The 18,839-nt window shown below is 34.2% G+C and carries 18 protein-coding genes; all 18 read left to right on the top strand.

Features of this window, described 5'->3' with window-relative positions; all coding sequences use genetic code 11:
• Positions 1 to 28: 28 nt before the first annotated feature.
• Positions 29 to 307, top strand: coding sequence for a DUF1294 domain-containing protein (locus tag AC4BBR_RS11000; protein ID WP_490459585.1), 279 nt, complete (start codon positions 29 to 31; stop codon positions 305 to 307).
• Positions 308 to 337: 30 nt separating this feature from the next.
• Positions 338 to 1,372, top strand: coding sequence for a lysylphosphatidylglycerol synthase transmembrane domain-containing protein (locus AC4BBR_RS10995; protein WP_490459584.1), 1,035 nt, complete (start codon positions 338 to 340; stop codon positions 1,370 to 1,372).
• A 222-nt stretch (positions 1,373 to 1,594) separates the two neighbouring features.
• Positions 1,595 to 1,960 (top strand): GntR family transcriptional regulator, encoded by a 366-nt coding sequence (locus AC4BBR_RS10990; RefSeq protein WP_490459583.1) that lies wholly within the window; start codon positions 1,595 to 1,597, stop codon positions 1,958 to 1,960.
• A complete protein-coding gene (locus AC4BBR_RS10985) occupies positions 1,961 to 2,659 on the top strand; it encodes an ABC transporter ATP-binding protein (RefSeq protein ID WP_490459582.1) in 699 nt (232 codons plus the stop codon).
• On the top strand, positions 2,656 to 3,357 hold the full coding sequence (locus tag AC4BBR_RS10980; protein WP_490459581.1) for a hypothetical protein: 702 nt from the start codon (positions 2,656 to 2,658) through the stop codon (positions 3,355 to 3,357). The genes AC4BBR_RS10985 and AC4BBR_RS10980 overlap by 4 nt, the downstream gene beginning before the upstream one ends.
• Entirely contained in the window at positions 3,358 to 4,089 is a 732-nt protein-coding gene (locus tag AC4BBR_RS10975) for a hypothetical protein (protein ID WP_490459580.1), read from the top strand.
• A gap of 3 nt (positions 4,090 to 4,092) precedes the next feature.
• Positions 4,093 to 5,007, top strand: a complete 915-nt coding sequence (locus tag AC4BBR_RS10970) for an ABC transporter ATP-binding protein (protein WP_490459579.1) — start codon at positions 4,093 to 4,095, stop codon at positions 5,005 to 5,007.
• Between the two features lies 1 nt (position 5,008).
• Positions 5,009 to 5,821, top strand: a complete 813-nt coding sequence (locus AC4BBR_RS10965; protein ID WP_490459578.1) for an ABC transporter permease — start codon at positions 5,009 to 5,011, stop codon at positions 5,819 to 5,821.
• Positions 5,822 to 6,096: 275 nt separating this feature from the next.
• On the top strand, positions 6,097 to 7,539 hold the full coding sequence (locus AC4BBR_RS10960) for an amino acid permease (RefSeq protein WP_490459577.1): 1,443 nt from the start codon (positions 6,097 to 6,099) through the stop codon (positions 7,537 to 7,539).
• Between the two features lie 375 nt (positions 7,540 to 7,914).
• Entirely contained in the window at positions 7,915 to 9,435 is a 1,521-nt protein-coding gene (locus AC4BBR_RS10955; RefSeq protein WP_490459576.1) for a hypothetical protein, read from the top strand.
• A gap of 196 nt (positions 9,436 to 9,631) precedes the next feature.
• Positions 9,632 to 10,033, top strand: coding sequence for a RidA family protein (locus AC4BBR_RS10950; protein WP_490459575.1), 402 nt, complete (start codon positions 9,632 to 9,634; stop codon positions 10,031 to 10,033).
• Between the two features lie 353 nt (positions 10,034 to 10,386).
• Positions 10,387 to 10,707 (top strand): hypothetical protein, encoded by a 321-nt coding sequence (locus tag AC4BBR_RS10945; RefSeq protein WP_490459574.1) that lies wholly within the window; start codon positions 10,387 to 10,389, stop codon positions 10,705 to 10,707.
• Between the two features lie 97 nt (positions 10,708 to 10,804).
• Entirely contained in the window at positions 10,805 to 11,764 is a 960-nt protein-coding gene (locus tag AC4BBR_RS10940; RefSeq protein WP_490459128.1) for an IS30 family transposase, read from the top strand.
• A gap of 65 nt (positions 11,765 to 11,829) precedes the next feature.
• Positions 11,830 to 12,498, top strand: a complete 669-nt coding sequence (locus tag AC4BBR_RS10935; RefSeq protein ID WP_490459573.1) for an enhanced serine sensitivity protein SseB C-terminal domain-containing protein — start codon at positions 11,830 to 11,832, stop codon at positions 12,496 to 12,498.
• Positions 12,499 to 12,696: 198 nt separating this feature from the next.
• Entirely contained in the window at positions 12,697 to 15,465 is a 2,769-nt protein-coding gene (locus AC4BBR_RS10930; RefSeq protein WP_490459572.1) for a helicase C-terminal domain-containing protein, read from the top strand.
• Positions 15,466 to 15,541: 76 nt separating this feature from the next.
• The gene (locus tag AC4BBR_RS10925; RefSeq protein ID WP_490459571.1) at positions 15,542 to 16,048 is read left to right on the top strand and encodes a cell wall elongation regulator TseB-like domain-containing protein; all 507 of its coding nucleotides are present in this window, start codon (positions 15,542 to 15,544) and stop codon (positions 16,046 to 16,048) included.
• Between the two features lie 150 nt (positions 16,049 to 16,198).
• Positions 16,199 to 17,389, top strand: a complete 1,191-nt coding sequence (locus tag AC4BBR_RS10920) for a pyridoxal phosphate-dependent aminotransferase (RefSeq protein WP_490459570.1) — start codon at positions 16,199 to 16,201, stop codon at positions 17,387 to 17,389.
• A 49-nt stretch (positions 17,390 to 17,438) separates the two neighbouring features.
• A complete protein-coding gene (gene asnS, locus AC4BBR_RS10915; protein WP_490459569.1) occupies positions 17,439 to 18,737 on the top strand; it encodes an asparagine--tRNA ligase in 1,299 nt (432 codons plus the stop codon).
• The last annotated feature ends 102 nt before the right edge of the window (positions 18,738 to 18,839 follow it).

The following is an 18,839-nucleotide window of genomic DNA, read 5'->3' as shown; positions in this document are numbered from 1 at the left end:
TTAGGAGAATGATTGTTGGAGGAATATAATGACAGGGTTGTTGAAACATTTACCATGGGTATACTTACTTATTGTAAATTTGGTTGAATTTTTTGTGATGTATATTGATAAACAGCGAGCTAAAAGAAAAAAATGGCGGGTTCCTGAATTTGATCTCTTGTTTATAGGATTGATTGGAGGCGGAATTGGTGGGTTATTGGCTCAGCAACTTTTTCATCATAAAACAAAAAAATTACGCTTTTATTTTTTCTTTATCTTTGGTACACTTGTGGCTATTGCAATTATTTGTTTTAGCTATGAAAGATAATCGTGAATACAAATTTAGTGGGGAGAATCTATGAAAAGCAATTCTAAAACAAAAGTTTTCCTGAATATCGGTTTGTTGGCAATTATTATCGGTGTGATTATCTATGTGATGGACAATTCCCTTAGTGATATATTTGCTCAATTAATGAAAACAAGCTGGATTGTTGTTGCACTAGTTGTTTTACTCGGTGTCGTTTATCAAATCGTCGAGGGGCGTTCTATCAAAGAGATTGTTTCTTATTTTCAGAAAGATTTCACAACAAAAGATGGCTTTTTCACATCATGTTATGTTGCTTTTTACCGTGTGATTTCATTTGGAACGGGCACACTGCTTTCCGAAATTTATTTTTATAAGAAAAAAGGACTAGCAGTTTCTCAAGGTGTGGGCGTAACAGCATTACATATGATTATGTATAAGGTTGCTGTTATTTTTCTATCGGTACTTGGATTGATTTTTCAGTTTTCTTTATTTTATGCTCATGCTCCAAAAATGATTCCTTTTATTTTAGTGGGGGTCGGCTTGACTTCTGTGATCATTTTTTCACTATTAGTTCTTTCTAGTAGTATCAATCTTCAAATAATCTTAATAAGTTGGACAAATAAATACTTTAAGCGAAAAAGATTGAGAGATTGGGTAGATAAATGTAATTTGCAAATCTATTCTTTAAGAGAAACGGTTCAAACAATCACGAAAGATCATTCAGCGATGATTCGAATTTTTAGTTGGAATGTTACTAAGTTACTTTTCTGGTATGTAATTCCTTATGTTGTATTGGTTGAGAATCATCCAGATATCGATTTTCTGTTAGTTCTCTCTTTTACTAGTTTTTCAGTTATTTTGTCGGGTGTATTTCCGACGCCAGCAGGAATTGGTCCGTTTGAATTTGTTTATTTATTACTATTTCAACCTTTAGTAGGAACGGTCGATGCAGTGTCGTCGCTACTATTGTACCGATTTGGTAGTTTTGTTTTACCATTTTTGATTGGTTTTGTTTATGTCTTGATTCAAAAAAGACGAGAGATAAAATTAGGACTTCATGCGGTCAGAGAAGAGAAAAAGAAGTGACAGATGAGTAAAATGGAAATCATGGCATCTGTTATCCTAAAATATGTAGAAATTAAAAAAAGTGTTCGGCGAAATATTTAATGTTTCGCTGGATGCTCTTTTTATTCATCTATTGATAGTATAGATTTTTAGTGAATCAAAAAAATATTGATCTTTTTCTAAAACTAGTGTACTATTTAACTAGAACACTAGTGGGTGTTGAAATAAATTGGAGGGAAAGTCATGGATTTCCAAACAGATCGACCGATTTATTTACAGATTATGGACTTTATTATCCAGCAAATCATTTCTGGAAAACTTAAGCCAGGAGATAAAGTTAACGCTGTAAGAGAGATGGCAGTCGAATTAGCTACAAATCCAAATACCATTCAACGAGCGTTGCAAGAATTGGAACGTGAGGATATTCTATTTTCTAAGCGTGGGTTAGGCCGTTTTGTAACAGAAAATACTGAAAAAATTAGTGATTTGCAAAACCAGGAGATTGAAAAGGTAATCGAAAACTTTTTAGCTGAAATGAAAAAATTTGGTTGGACGCAAGAACAAGCGAAAGATTTGCTGGAAGAATATACTGAAAGGAAGAAAATATGAATGAAGGAATTAGTGAAGGTTGAACAGTTGCGTTACCGCAAAGGAAGGAAACTGATTTTTGATGAATTGAATTTTTCTGTTTCATCTGGCAAAATCATCGCATTGATCGGCGAAAATGGTTCCGGAAAGACAACGATTATGAGGCTACTTTCCGGTTTGGCTTTAAATTGGAAAGGACAGATGTTGATTGATGGATGCGTTGTTGGGACAAAAACAAAATCATTTGTAGCTTATCTAGAAGATCAAAATAATTTTCATTTGAATCAGCAATTAGAAGAGGTTATTTCATTTTATGCGCGTTTTTATTCCGATTTTGATAAGCGAAGGGCATATGAATTATTGCGTTTTATGAATTTAAGTGAGTCTGAAAAATTAGGAAATTTATCCAAAGGAAATGCTGAAAAATTTGCTTTGAGTATGACGTTGTCTAGAAGAGCAAAATTATATTTGTTGGATGAACCGTTAAGTGGAGTAGATCTATTATCAAGAGAAAAAATTATTCAATCGTTATTACAGTGGTTTGATGAAGAAAGTACGATCATTATTACTTCGCATCAGTTAAGAGAAATTGAAAATATTATTGATGAAGTGATGTTTTTACGAGACGGACAGATTATTCTTCATGAATCCTTAGAAACAATCAAAGAAATAAAGCATAAAGATTTAGAAGAGTTGTATCGAGAGGTGTATGAAATATGATCAAGTTATTTCGGCTATTTTTTTCAAAGACACTTATTTTAGTTTATAGTGTTACTTGGATCTTGACGATCTTGCTAGGTCTTATAAATGTATACAACGTAAAACAGCAAACAGCTGATTTCAGTGCGGCATTTTTAGCTTTTTCGATCATGATTTTTTTTCTGCTCTTTTTTGTGCTAGAAACAAATCGTATTTATCAATTTTTTAAAAAAACGAATTATCGATTACTACCAATTACTACAAGAAAACTATATTTTTATAACGTGATTTTCAGTACGATCATAGGTTTTAGTTTTTTTATAGGAAATGCGATTATTGGGGTTGTGATAAATTATACGATAATTAATATACCATTTGCTCTAAATACAACTTGGATTGAAGGAGTAGCTGCAATTATTGATGTAATTGTTTCATTTTTAGTGATACAATTTTTAATTTATATTTACTCTTCGAGTAAGCAGTTTGTACAAAAAAAATTTCGGTGGATTTTAGAAGTAGCATTTTTCATGATCTTTATGATCTTGATGGATCGTTTTTCGGGATTTGACTTGGGCATATTAACCCCGTTTCTGATAAATAATTTTGGTTTGGAGAAAGAAATCTATTTTCGAGTAATTTTACAATTAGTAACAGCTTGTCTGTATTTTAACCTAAGTATTTGGCTTATTAATCGGTATGTAGAAGCGGGGGATAAATAAATGTGGCAGTTATGGAATGAATATAGGGAAGAGAGTCGCTCTATTTGGATGTTTAGTAGTTTTTCATTTCTACTTCTCTGTGGTTTTATGATTTATAAATTAGGGTTTCAACAAATGCATATCGAAGGAATTTCTCAAGTAGTTTTAGTCGTTATTTTTCTATTCTTATTTGTCCATTTCGTTTGGGAGATGTTACGTCAGATTAAAGCTTGGAAAAAGAGTCATTATCGTTTGCTGCCTCTTAGCGAAACCAAGTTTTATTTCAGTAATATCTTGTTTAGCTGGATCACCACCACAATTTTTATTTTTGGTTACTATCTATGCTTAGTTGGTTTGGTTTTTCTTTTGGACAAACAAGTTGATATGACGAACTTTCTAGCATATTGGAAGCATCTTTTAGTTGCTAGCTACCTTTTTTTTTCGACATCGGTCTATATTCAGTTTGTCTACTTATTAAGTAGCTTTATCAGTACAAAAGCACCAAGCAGATTACAAAAAATATCAAAATATTTTCTCTTTATTTTTTTATTTTTTACGGAAATAACGTTTAGCGAGCAACTGTTGAATGGTTATAGAAAGATCGCTTTTATTGATAGTGAGAGGTTTAAGATCACTATAGGGTACTTCCCTTTTTATTTGGGAGACCTAATAGTTGATTTGTTATTACTTGTGGCAAGTAGTGCCGTTAGTATTTTCATTTTGAAAAAATATATAGAAGCAGAAAGAAGGTAAATCATGGAAAATAAACGGGTATTAGAAGTAGAAACTATTTCAAAGCGTGTAGGGAAAAAAACAATCATTAAAAGCGCCTCATTTACCGTTGAAAGTGGGAAGGTTACGGGTTTGTTAGGCCCTAATGGCGCTGGTAAAACGACAATTATTCGCATGCTGGTAGGATTAATGCGTCATGATGGAGGGACAATCCAAATTGCAGGTCAATCACTTTCGGAAAATTTTAAAGAGGCGATGGCACATGTCGGTGCAATTGTTGAAAATCCTGAATTTTATAACTTTATGACTGGTATGGAGAATTTAAAACAATATACGCGAATGTCGCCTAAAACGATTACTGATAATGAATTAGATCGAGTGATTCGAAGTGTTCATCTGGAGAATAATATTAATCAAAAAGTTAAGACGTATTCTTTAGGAATGCGCCAAAGGCTGGGTGTAGCTCAAGCAATTTTACATCAACCTGATTTACTGCTTTTGGATGAGCCAATGAATGGTTTGGATCCAAAAGGCATGCGTGAATTTCGAGAGATGATCCAAGTATTGAAAAGTCAAGGTGTGGGGGTGCTGATTTCAAGTCATCAATTAAGTGATATGGAATTATTATGTGACGATTTAGTAATCGTTCAAAAAGGCGAAATCACTTACGTTGGACCAATGAATAACTCAGAAAATGAAAATAAACTAACTTTATTGTTGGAGACCGATCAGCAACAAGTTGCATTAAACTTCTTAAAAGAGCAAAAATATATGGTGAAAGCTGATGGACATTATCTGAAGATTGAACTGTCAGAAGATAGTAGAACTATTTTAGTGAAACAATTAGTTGACAGAGGTATCGGCATCAAAGAGTTAAAAGTACACGTGGATTCTCTAGAGGAGAACTTCCTGCGTTGGACAGAAGATGGAGGGTTATAATATGGATATGTTGATAAAGAATGAATGGTTAAAACTGATCAAGAAAAAATCTTCATGGATTATGTGGCTCGTGTTAGTTGGAATGACTTTTGCAATCACCTTATTAATAAAATCAACAACAAATTCTAGTAATGGTGAAGTGATGATGAAAGCAAATGATTTATTTGCTAGCTTGACTGAAATGACCTCATTTCTTAATTTGTTTGTTGTCGTCGTTACGGCTTCGATTGTTGCGGAAGAATTTAGTCGTGGTACGATCAAGTTTTTATTGATCCGTCCGTTTACGAGAAGTCAGATCTTATTCTCAAAATTTGTTGCCTGCTTGATTTATAGTGTGATTGGAACAGTGATTTTATATATTAGCAGCTTTGTTTCCGCAAACTTAATATTAGTTGCTCAGTCTCCTTTGGCCATTGTTAAAGGCTATCATGGATGGAATGCTATGACTGTGGCTGGTGCGCATGCTGGAAGCAATCTGTTGCTGATTCTTTTTTATATCACGATTACTTTATTTATCTCAGCTGCAATTCGTTCACAAAGTTTAGCTGTTGGTTTTGGACTGGGTGTTTTATTTGGTAGCAATATTGTTAATTCTTTCTTGAATGTTTTAATCTCAAAGCATCAATGGTTAAAATGGAATCCTTTTAATATGATGAATATCAAAAATACGATCATGGAAAATGGAGATGCTGCGACTAATTATTCAGGCGCTTTGAATTTTTGGCAAATGGCTACTGGGCTATTGATATATAGTTTGATTATCTATCTTGTGATGCAGGCATTTTTTAAGAAACGAGATGTATCATTGAGTTGATGGCCGTTCCATTTAATCGCTATATTTTAATGATAATGAGAAAATGGAATTAGAGAGTAGATAGAAATAACGACTGAAACTTTGAAATAGCAAGGTTTTAGTCTTTTTCTTTGAAAGAGAAAAGAGGATTTATTAGAGGCTGATGTTGTTTTCTTTTTTATCTAATAAATTGCTGATAAAACCAATATTTATGTATGTGAGATCTTGTTTATGCGTCTAAAAATGATTATGATTATAAAGATATTTTATATTTAATTATGATTAGGAGTGTTTTGATGGAAAAAAAGCAACTACGATGGTTTACTGTTGGTTTAATCGCGTTTAACATGGTTTGGGGCCTAGGGAATGTCGTGAATAACTATGCCCAACAAGGAATTTCAGTTGTGACGTCATGGATTTTGATTTTGGTCTTATATTTTATCCCCTATGCGTTGATCGTTGGACAACTTGGTTCGACATTCAAAGATAGTAGTGGTGGGGTTAGTTCTTGGGTTCAAAATACTAGTACGAAACGTTTAGCTTATTATGCTGCGTGGACGTATTGGGTTGTGCATATCCCTTACCTAGCTCAAAAGCCTCAACTCGTTTTGATAGCTTTTGGATGGGCAATTCAAGGCAATGGCGATATTGTAAATAATTTTTCTGTTGTGGGTATCACTTTAATTTCTTTAGCTATTTTTTTAATTTTCTTATTGCTATCTACCAAAGGCCTGATGACCTTAAAAGTAATAGGTGGAATGGCAGGAACCGCAATCTTTGCAATGTCTATGTTATTTATCCTGTTAGCAGTGGGTGCGCCAATGATGAATTCCACTGTTGAATTTGCAACGCCTCATATGGATAAAATCAGTACGTATATTCCTAAATTTGATTTTAGTTACTTTACGACTGTTTCCATGTTGGTATTTGCTGTAGGTGGAGCTGAAAAAATATCACCCTATGTAAACTCAATGAAAAATCCAGCTAAGGAATTTCCAAAGGGGATGATTTTCCTTGCTGCGATGGTTGGTGTTTCTGCTGTATTGGGTTCATTTGCAATGGGCATGTTGTTTGCAAGTAATAGTATCCCAGAAGATTTAATGGCTAATGGCGCGTATACTGCTTTCCAATTGTTAGGAGAGTATTATGGTGTGGGTAACTTACTGATGATCATCTACGCAATTACAAATGGTATCGGGCAAATTTCGGCTTTAGCTTTTTCAATTGATGCACCGTTACAAATTCTTTTAGCGGATGCAGATCCAGATTACGTTCCGCAAGCATTACGTAAGAGAAGTAAAAAAGGAACATTAGTGAATGGTTACTTGTTAACAGGCATTTTAGTTAGTATTATTATTGTTTTGCCAATGTTTGGTATCGATAATATCCAAGAGTTAGTGAAATGGTTGACTAATTTGAATTCTGTTGTGATGCCAATGCGCTATTTATGGGTGTTTTTTGCTTATATGATGTTGAATAAGGCGTATAAAAATTATTCGTCTGAATACAAATTTATTAAAAATCCCAAAATTGCATTTGGTTTTGGGCTATGGTGCTTCTTATTTACAGCCTTCGCTTGCATTTTAGGAATGGTACCAAAAGTTGAGTTTGCGGCAAATCCTAAAGCATGGTTCTTCCAATTAGCTTCTAATATTATTACGCCGGTTGTGTTGATATTATTGGGAATGATTTTACCAGCTTTAGCTCGGCGGGATAAAAAGAAAGCGCAAATCAATTAATAAAAGAGCGGAGGTTGGATAGGAGTATCTAGCCTTGAGAAATGAGCTATAATTCACGAAAGTTATTTTTCAAAGTTTTGTGAATTATAGCCTATTTTCGAAGGGAGTGTTTCTGTTTACACCGTTTATTCGGATTCAATGTGAATAAAAAAATGAGTCAAAAAGTATGTTCCATTCACTTTTTTTTTTTTGCTATGGTAATTATTAGTCAATTCTTGGGATTAAAAAAGGAGTTTTTCCATTTTTTTTCTATTTATTACATATATTTGTAAAAAAATGAGAACATTTTTTCCTTTTTATCGGTATAATGGAAGATGAAGTCTGTTTTTTTTTCTAAAAAGATGATACGATTTATACAGGAAAAAAATTGAGGAAGTGAGAACAATTAGTAAACGAAAACGTCAATTAGAAAAAGAAGAAAAATCAACCTATATTTGTAAAGAAATCGATCCCGATTATCTTGGTCGTGAGATTTATGCTGATAATGTAGATACTCCCTATTCATTCTATCTAGTTCGAAAGTTGAATCTAGCAAAAGATTATCAAAATTTAGCTGAAGGGGAGGCTTTTTTTGACGCAATCTGCGATAGCTGGGATGAAACAGAAGAATTTGAAGAATTAGTAGTTAAAAAGATTTACATGTATGTTGAAACTGAAATCATGTATTACACATTACTGATGGGAAGTTTTGAACCAACTAGAAGAGAACTGCGTATGAATTTGAAGCAATGGTTTGAAGAAATTGCTCTTAAAAAAAGGGATAAATCACTTGTTTATCGGGGAGAATCTATAGCAAACGCTGGCGAAATGCAGGGAATGATGAAGCAAATACTTGAAACATCTAAAGAAATTTCTCATTTACGTAAAATGATCGGTGATTTAACTGAAACGATCAATCAAGAGAGAATCGAAGCGAATACATCTAGAAGCAATCCGATCATTTCTAGAAGTATCAGCACGATCCATCTGAAAAGAGCGCAACCTTTAGTTGTGGAAGAAGAGAATATTGAAAAAGCAGCAGTAGAAATCCCAGACACGGATGAAACGGTAGATGTAGAAGTTGAATTTGTCGAAGAATCTGTGGTATCAGAAACTACAGAGCAAATGACAGAGGAAAAAGAAAATGTAGGAGAAGAAACCGAAAAAAAGTTGGAGAACGAATTGGCGGAAAAACCAATTCAAGAAGATTTCCAAGCAGAAGAAGAGCCTACAATTTCGTCAATCTCAAAAAAAGAAAGTAATGAAGCAACTAAAAAAGAACAAACTTCAATCAAATTAAAACGTAAACAAATTGAGATAGAAAAAGAGAGAGAAACTGTTGAACCTGAGACAAAAAAAGAAAAAATACCAGAAATACCGCAACCTGAACCATTTAATCTTGCGTTGCTAGTATTTAAGAAAAGAAAGACGCCAAAAGCCACACCAAGTAATTGGCCTCGTTTTTCAAAACTATTAAAAGTAAGTAAGACTATTCAAGCTCCAGCGAAGATACCGAATTTCTCCAAGAGCGAGATGGAAAATTTAGAAGATGAAATCTACTTGTGCTTTATGAACAAACGTATGCGAGTAGGGACAAAGAAAAATTATACGCAGAAAAAAAGTATTCTACGTTCAGATTTACTTGCTCAAATTAGTCAAGCTGAATATTTAAATTATTCTTGGGGGCAAGTATTAAGACAACGAAAAGAAGATGTTTTGATTTGTGGTCGCCTAAGCTGTGGTGGGTTAGTTTCTTCTTTAGACGACTTTCTGCAAGAAATGCGCGAAATTGCGTATAGCCGTTCTTTGTTTGGCAAGAAAGTCCGCTGTTCAGTCGATATATTGAGGCGCTTGGAAGGGTATATTTTAATGGATCAATATATGCAAAAATTAAGTTTGATGCCGATTGAAAAATAGTTGGTAGGATAAAAATATGAGTTTATTAAATGGGCTAGAGTAAAACTATATCAGTTTTTCACTAGTCTGTTTTTAGTGGTGGTTGTACAATAATCGTGGTTTAAAAATATGAAGAGTACAGTTGTCGATATAATAGGAAAATTGAATTGATATTATTCAAAGAAAGAATGATTAAATAAAGAAAAGGTGAAATTAGATGACTAGAAAAAGTTATACAGGTAAAAATGTATCAGTTTCAGGACCATATTCTCATGCTATAGATGCTGGGAATTATATTTTTTTCTCAGGACAAGTTGCTAAAAATAGCACCACTTATATCGAAGAAACAGGCAGTATTGAGGAACAAACAAAACAATGTTTTATTAATTTACAAGAAGTTATGAAAGCTTCAGCCGTTAGTTTAGATGATGTGGTGAAAGTAAATGTTTATCTAACGAATATGAACCACTTTAAAGGCATGAATGAGGTTTATAAAACAATGTTCAAAGAACCTTTTCCAGCGAGAACCTGTGTTGCTGTTTATGAATTACCATTGGGTGCAGACATTGAAATAGAAGTAGTGGTTTATAAGCCTCATCAATGTGAATTAAACAAATAAACAGTATAAACTAAAAAAGTTGACATAAGATTAACTCACTCAAGTTTCAGAATATATAAAATAAGTCCTTGATTTTATTCTTTCCTTTTTTATAGAATTTTTGAGCGTGAATACGTTTTATACCATCCTGTTTAGTATGATGAACATCTGCCGTTAAAAAGATAAAAAGACATTGTGGCAAAATCATAGTGTCTTTTTGATTATTCTCAAAAATAGCCGATTTTGTGTTAAAAGAATAGTAGATTTGATGCTATATATAGCATCATTTGCATTTATGGTATAATTTAATCGTACTAATGAAGAGAGTGGCTGTCAGTAATCATAATAAATTATCAAAAAAAGGATAAATGAATATGAATGATATAAAAGTAGTAACATTATGCGGTTCTGCAACATTTATAAAAGAATTTAGAAAAGTAGAAGAGTTACTTACACGTAAGGGACAAGCAGTAATATGTCCATTTCTTTTCGAGCAAGATGACAATTTGATAATGACGAAAGAAGAGATTTCCGTTATTAAAAAAATCCACTATAAAAAAATAGACATATCTGACGAAATTTTTGTGATTGATGTTAACAGTTACATTGGAGAAAGTACAAAGAAAGAAATTGCGTATGCTAAACGGAATAATAAAACGATTAAATATTATTCTAAAGAATCGCCTGTATTATAAAATACGCCGATAGTAAAATTAAGCTAGACAACTAAATAAGTCATTTGTGCTACACTCAAAATAGTTCCGACCAAAGAATTATAAGGAGTGAAGACAAATGACCTATACTCATCTTACATCAAATGAACTCGTGATGATAGAAGCTTATTTCAATATGAGCCAACCTGTTACGATGGTTTCTAAGACTTTAACTCGTTCTAGACAGACAATCTACAATGTTTACAACTTCCTGAAACAAGGAAAATCTATCTGTGACTATTACCAACAATATAAAGAAAATAAAACACGTTGTGGTCGACAACCCATTAGTTTGCCTACAAAACAGCATGATTACATTCAATCTATGGTGGCTCAAGGGTGGACACCTGATGTGATTATTGGTCGAGCTGAGTTTCCTATTTCATGCTCTGTTAGAACACTTTATCGTCAGTTTAAAGCGAATCAATTTGATTGCTCAAAACTACCAATGAAAGGGAAACGAAAGCCCAACGGGCATAAAGAACGTCGTGGAAAGCAAGCATTTAAACGCAATATTTCAGAACGATCCACTGACTACCCTAATTTCCAACAGGAATTTGGGCATTTAGAAGGTGACACAATTGTTGGCGTTCATCATAAAAGTGCCATCATCACTCTAGTTGAACGCCTTTCAAAAGTGATTATTACATTAAAACCAAATGGTCGGAAAGCATTGGATATTGAAAAAGCGACAACTGATTGGCTACAAAAGATTCCCAGAAACTTGTTCAAATCCATTACCTTTGATTGTGGAAAAGAATTTTCAAATTGGAAAAACATGAGTAATGTCAATGATATTTCTATCTATTTTGCAGACCCTGGAACCCCCTCACAACGCGGATTAAATGAGCATTCGAATGGGTTATTACGTAAAGATGGGCTGCCTAAAACAATGGATTTTAATCAAGTTGACCAAGCTTTTGTTGCGGCTGTCACCTCTAAAAGAAATCACATACCAAGGAAATCTTTAAATTATCGAACACCATTAGAAGTATTTTTGAGTTACATAAATGAAAGACATTTGTCTAGCTTAATTTGACAAATCAAAATATCTAAAAAATTATTTCGCAAAACAAAACTATTAAAAGAAAAGTGGATAAATGAATGGCGTTGTTTAATCTATTTAAAAAGAATAAACCTAAAAATTTTTTTGATCTATCGCACAATGAAGAAAGTATTCACAAAATTACTACATGGCTTAAAAATTCTTCTACGTTAATCATTGACGTAAATTCGAATAATGAAATGGATAGTTCCTTAACAAAAGAAGGAAAACAATTCGTTACAGCATATACAGATGTTTTTCAAAGGATACCATCTTATAAAAAGAATGAATATTTTATAACAATTGATTATAAGGGATTAGTAGAATTATTTGAAAAAAATGCTAGGATCGATTATCTTTGGATAAATCCTTACTCAGATGGTGTACAACTTAACCGTACAGTTTTTACCGCCCAATATATGATCAAAGAAAATACCACCGTTCAAATAGGGCAACCAGAAAATCCTCCTATAGAAATAATTGATTTTCTCGTTGACTATGCTTTAAAAGAGCCATCGATAAAGCATATTTTTCTAGCATTAATGAAAAATAAAGACGAATTTAGTTACGTTGTTTTTATTGATAGCTTGGAAAAAGAAAAGATTGTCAAAAAAATCGGACCTAAAATAGGAGATTTTTCTGCAATGAATTACATACAATTTCCTATCGATTTTGTTTATGATAACATAATTAAAGATTCAAAATGTATAATCTATTCGAAAAAATAAATGGATTGAACTCTTGAAAATGCAAAATATAGCCGCGTTTTTTTTAAAATATAAATTCATATAGGGAAATATCTATGGTAAAAATAGATAAAACTAGGAACGAAACAACCTTTCCCCTCTAACATTACAAACTAAGGCTAAAAAAAAAGTTAATTTTGTAGTATAATTTTCAAGGATAGAGGAAAGGCGGGGAAGTCCATGAAAAAAAAACAGGTATATGCAGTTGTTGATTTAGAAACGACTGGGACCGATCCAGCATTTGATCGGATTATTCAGTTCGGCTGCGTATTGATTCAAGATGGAGTTATTATTTCCCGGTTTGCGACGGATGTTAATCCTAATCAAGCTGTCTCTAAGCAGATCCAGCAGCTTACTGGTATCAGCAACTCTCGTGTGCAAAAAGCGCCTTATTTTGAAGATGTGGCACTAACAATTTATAATTTGTTAGCAGATACTGTATTTGTTGCACACAATATCTATTTTGATTATTCGTTTTTAACCCAGGAGCTACTCCGTTGTGGTACACCAAAATTAAAAATTCCTGGCATTGATACGGTCGAGTTAGCGCAGATATTTTTACCGACAGAAAAAAGTTTCCGTTTAGGTGACTTGTCTGAAAGTCTGGGTCTGATTCATGATAATCCTCATCAAGCAGATAGTGACGCACAAGTGACTGCCGAACTTCTATTGTTGATTGAAGAAAAAATGCGCTGCTTACCATTGATTACGATGGAAGCAATCAACCACTTGAGCCAACAAACAGGAATGGATACGAGTGCCTATATCCATCACATATATGAAGAAATGAAATCTGATATTCAGCCGTTAGATAGACAACAGCATGTGGTCTCTGGTATTGTTTTGAGAAAAAAAAATGTTCCGTTGTTTGAAGAAAAGTTATACGGAACACCTAGTTTCCCGGAAAAGAAAAAAAATAAAGAAAAAGTTTTTGCAAATAAAATCAATTATCGTTCAGAACAAAGTCGAATGATGAACCTAGTCTATGAGCATTTTACGAATAATGAAAATAAAAATTTATTTATTGAAGCTGCGACTGGAACGGGCAAAACACTAGGGTATCTATTTCCGCTAAGTTATCTGGCAACACCTGAAAATCCAGTTATTATCAGTACAGTTTCTATCGTTTTGCAAAATCAATTAATGGAAAAAGATATTCCATTAGCTAATCAGATTTGTCCTAAACCGATTCAAGCCGTAATTATTAAAAGTCATCGCCATTATATTGATTTACAGCGGTTTAAAGCGACGTTGAAAGACCCGATTCAGCAAAAACAATATGCATTGTATCAAATGGGTGTGTTGGTTTGGTTAGTCGAAACAGAGACGGGGGATCTTGATGAACTTCAATTAACGAATTTTAATCATGTTTTTTGGCGGGATGTTGCCCATAGAGGAATCGAGTTTCTATCCGATCAGGACTCGTTGTATCATGAAGATTTTGTGCGCTTTCTTTATAAAAAAGTCAAACAAAGCAATGTATTGATTATTAATCATGCATTTTTAGCGCAGGAAACGTTAAGAGAAGTTCCGATTTTACCTGAAAGTTCTTATCTGATCATTGACGAAGCTCATCACCTACCAGAAATTGCTGGAAAAATTGCGAATCGACAAATTAACTATATCGCATTTAAAAAGCAAGCTGCTTTTTATTTGGAAGAGAACCAACTATTCGACCAAGTTAACCAAATTTTTGAAGTGGACACCCAAGAACAACGCTTGTTGCGTATTTATTCTAAAGCGCTAAGTGATTTAATAGAAGAATTTAACGATTTATTTTATGAACTAAACCAGCTATTAAAAAATGATAAGCAGCAGAAAACAGAAGTTATTTTGCTAACTAAGGCATTATTTGACCATTTATCGCTAAATGGAGAGATGTCAATTCAAAAGATTGAGATTCTTTTAACTGAAATGCAAGAAATTCAAAGTAGATTGCAGCAGTCTATTTTGAATCAGTTGAAAAAATACACAACATCTGAACGGATTATATTTGTTAGTTTACTACAATTTTTTGAGCGGATCGAAACTATCTACGAATGTTTTGATATTTACGTCAATGAATGGCATCCACGCTGGATTAAAGAATATAGTCTAACGCCTCAAGGATACAACATACTTGCAGTTAATGATTTGGAGGCAAGTATTTTACCTGATACAAAATGGTATAACCGTTATCAGCGAATAATATATACCGGTGGAACCTTAAAATTTGGCAATGATAAGAAGTATTTGCCTAATAAACTTGGACTGACAGAGGTTTTGTTTAAAACATTACCTGATCCTTATAATTATGAACAAAATGCGCGCTTGTATATTCAGACAGAAGGAATTGCGATTAATCAGTCAAATCCAGCAGAGATTTCGGCTCATATTGCATCTGTGATCCAAAGCTTGTCAGAAGAACAAAATCATTCTATGCTTGTTTTATTTACGTCACATGAGATTTTATCCAGTGTTTATTATCGTCTACATCCACAGTTTTTAAATAAGGGCAGAGAACTTTTAGCTCAAGGAATCAGTGGCAGTCGAGAAAAAATATTAAAACGGTTTGCGCATTCTAAAAACAGTATTTTGTTAGGCGCTGACAGCTTTTGGGAAGGCGTAGATCTGCCAGGAGAAGCTCTATCTCTTTTAATCGTGACACGTTTACCATTTGAAAATCCAAAACGTCCCTTTGTCAAAGCTCGTTATGACTACCTTGAAGAAAAAGGTGTCAACCCTTTCACTCATGAAGCGTTACCGAAAGCTGCATTACGTTTGCGCCAAGCCTTAGGTCGTTTGATTCGCTCAAACGAAGACAAAGGAGCACTGATTGTTTTAGATCGACGTTTAGTGACCGCTAAGTACGGTAAGCGAATGTTAAAAGCATTGCCGAAAAATTTATCAGTGAAAGAAGCAACTTTAAAAGAAATAACAATAGAGCTAAAAGAATTTTTAAATAAATAAATTTAACAGCTATCTATTAAATTAGACTGATTTTCTGCTATAATGGTAGCCAGTAAGTTTGGAAAGGGCGAGTCGATTGCAAGAACAGGAAGATCAAAATGAGTCAAGAAAGCACAAAATCCTAGTAAGTGTAATTGCAATTTTATTAGTGATTATTGTGGTGATTAGCATTTTCTATATTCGCTCAACGCACCCAAGAACACAGGCGGAAAAAGAAGCAACGGACATTGCAAAAGAATATGCACACTTGGAAACCGTGGATAACTTTTATTGGTTTACAAGAAAAGAGACATACTTTAGCGTAACGGGTAAAGACAATAAGGGCGAGGAAGTAGTTGTGATTATTCCAAAATCGGGAGACAATGTGACTGTTTTAAATCAAAAAGACGGTGTGGTAGAAGATCAAATCCGTCAAATCATTGAAACAGATTATAACGAAAAAAATATTCAAAAAATCAATTTAGGGCTTTATAACGATAACCCAACTTGGGAGGTAGTTACAAAAAGTGAAGACGGATCATTAAGCTATTATCTGCTATCATTTGAAAAAGCTGAAGAGATTATGATCATAAAAAATGTCTGACGAGATAGTTTTATACGGATAGTTGATTAAAAACGAGCAATCATAATGGTTTATTGGACGAAGCAAGATAAACGGTGGAAGGAAATCAGTAGATGTATTGGCGCTGAATCCGTTTAATTCGGCTTTTGAAAAAATGAATGGAGCGATAATATGGATATATCAAGACGTGCACGAAAATTAGAACCCTCTGTTACGCTAGCGGCCGCTGCTAAAGCCAATGCCCTGAAAGCGGAAGGCAAAGACGTTCTAAGCTTAACAGTAGGTGAGCCAGATTTTACTACACCTAAAAATATTCAGCAGGCAGCAATTCAAGCCATCGAAAGTGGGAAAGCAAGTTATTACACGCCTTCTGCCGGGATCAAGGAATTGCGAGAAGCAGTTGTAAAATATATTGAAACACACTATCATCTGAGCTATCAGGCAAAAAATGTGATTGTTACAGATGGCGCAAAATTTGCGTTGTATCTCCTTTTTCAAGCGGTATTGAATCCAAATGACGAAGTGATTATTCCAGTACCATACTGGGTAAGTTACGGAGAACAAGTGAAATTAGCAGAGGGCGTGCCAGTCTTTATCTCATGTACTCAGGAAAAAGAATTTAAAGTAACCGTGGCGCAATTAGAAGAAGCTAGAACAGACAAAACGAAATTATTGATTTTAAATTCACCTTCTAATCCAACAGGAATGATCTATTCCGAAGCAGAATTACGTGAAATTGGTGAGTGGGCTGTTCTTAATGATATCTTGATCGTATCGGATGATATATACGGCAGATTGGTTTATAATGGGGCCACCTTTACACCAATTGCCACTTTGTCTGAAGCAATCCAGAAACAAACGATTATTATCAATGGGGTTTCTAAAAGCTATGCGATGACAGGCTGGCGTATTGGTTATGCGGTTGGAGATGAAACGATCATCTCAGCAATGAATGATATTGCGTCACAATCAACTAGCAATCCAACAGCTGTCAGCCAATACGCAGCAATCGAAGCATTGATTGGTGAACAAGATACAGTCGGAATCATGAGACAAGCGTTTCAAGCGCGTTTAAATGAGATTTATCCACTGTTCGCTGAATTACCTGGATTCAAATTGGAAAAACCGCAGGGAGCATTTTATCTTTTTCCAAATATCAAAGAAACCATGATAATGTGCGGTTATACAGATGTCACTAAGTGGGTTGACGATTTGCTAGCTGAAGCGCAAGTTGCTCTTGTTACAGGAGCTGGATTTGGAGCGCCAGAACATGTTCGAATTAGCTATGCAACGGATTTAGGTACATTAAGAGAAGCAATCAAACGCATCAAAGCATTTATTGAGCAAAAATCAACTAAATAAAATACTTAATTCGGGATAGGTAAAAGAATAAATGAATGGAGAGACGATCGTGGAACAAATTCAAATTATCGATTCAAAGAATCACGTAGGGGAAACAGTAAAGATAGGGGCTTGGATCGCTAACAAACGTTCAAGTGGAAAAATTGCGTTTCTACAATTACGTGATGGAACAGCTTATTTTCAAGGAATTGTGGTAAAAAGTGAAGTTCCAGAAGAAGTCTTTCAGTTAGCAAAAAGTCTAACACAAGAAACTTCGGTTTGGATTACTGGAGAAATCAGAGAAGATAGCCGTTCAAAATTTGGTTATGAGATTGGTGTAACAGGGATCGAAGTAATTGGTGAAAGCCACGATTATCCGATTACACCAAAAGAGCATGGCACAGATTTTTTGATGGATCATCGTCACTTGTGGTTGCGTTCTTCACGTCAACATGCAATTATGCAAATTCGTAATGAAATTATTCGTGCAACGTATGAATTCTTTAACAATAATAACTTTGTTAAAATCGATCCTCCGATTCTAACTGCAAGTACAGCTGAAGGAACAACTGATTTGTTTGAAACAAACTATTTTGATCAAAAAGCATATCTTTCTCAGAGTGGACAGTTGTATATGGAAGCAGCAGCTCTTGCATTTGGTAAAGTCTTCTCATTTGGACCGACGTTTAGAGCAGAAAAATCCAAAACGCGTCGTCACTTGATCGAGTTTTGGATGATCGAACCTGAAATGGCATTTATGCATCAAGAAGAAAGTTTAGAAGTACAAGAGCAATACGTAGCGTTTCTAGTTCAAAGCGTATTAGACAATTGCGATCATGCTTTAGATATTTTAGAACGCGACAGAGAAGTCTTGAAAAAATACACGCAATTACCATTCCCGCGTATTTCATATGATGAAGCAGTTGAGTTATTGAAGAAAAATGGGTTTGATGATATTGAGTGGGGCGATGATTTTGGTTCACCCCATGAAACATTTATTGCTAACTCATTTGACCGTCCAGTCTTTATTTTAAACTATCCAAAAGCGATCAAGGCTTTCTACATGAAACCACATCCTACTCGCGATGATGTTGTAATTTGTGCAGATATGATTGCTCCAGAAGGATATGGCGAAATTATTGGTGGTTCTGAAAGAGCGATCGACCATGATTACTTATTAGAACAAATTCGTAACCATAATCTAGACGAAAAAGAATATTCTTGGTATCTAGATTTGCGTCGTTATGGTTCTGTTCCACATTCTGGTTTTGGTTTAGGGTTAGAGCGTACGGTAACTTGGTTAGCTGGCATTGAGCATGTTCGTGAAGCAAGCCCCTTCCCACGCTTATTAAACCGGATTTACCCTTAAAAACACTATTCAGTTAGTCGTTGAAAGAGTCTTTGTACTTCTTTTCAGCGACTAGTTTTTATAGAAACTGAAATGTTCATGTAAAATGGCGTCTAGAAAAAA

The sequence above is a fragment of the Enterococcus sp. AMC1251 genome (assembly GCF_058216535.1).
This window is presented reverse-complemented; position numbering and strand designations above follow the sequence as displayed.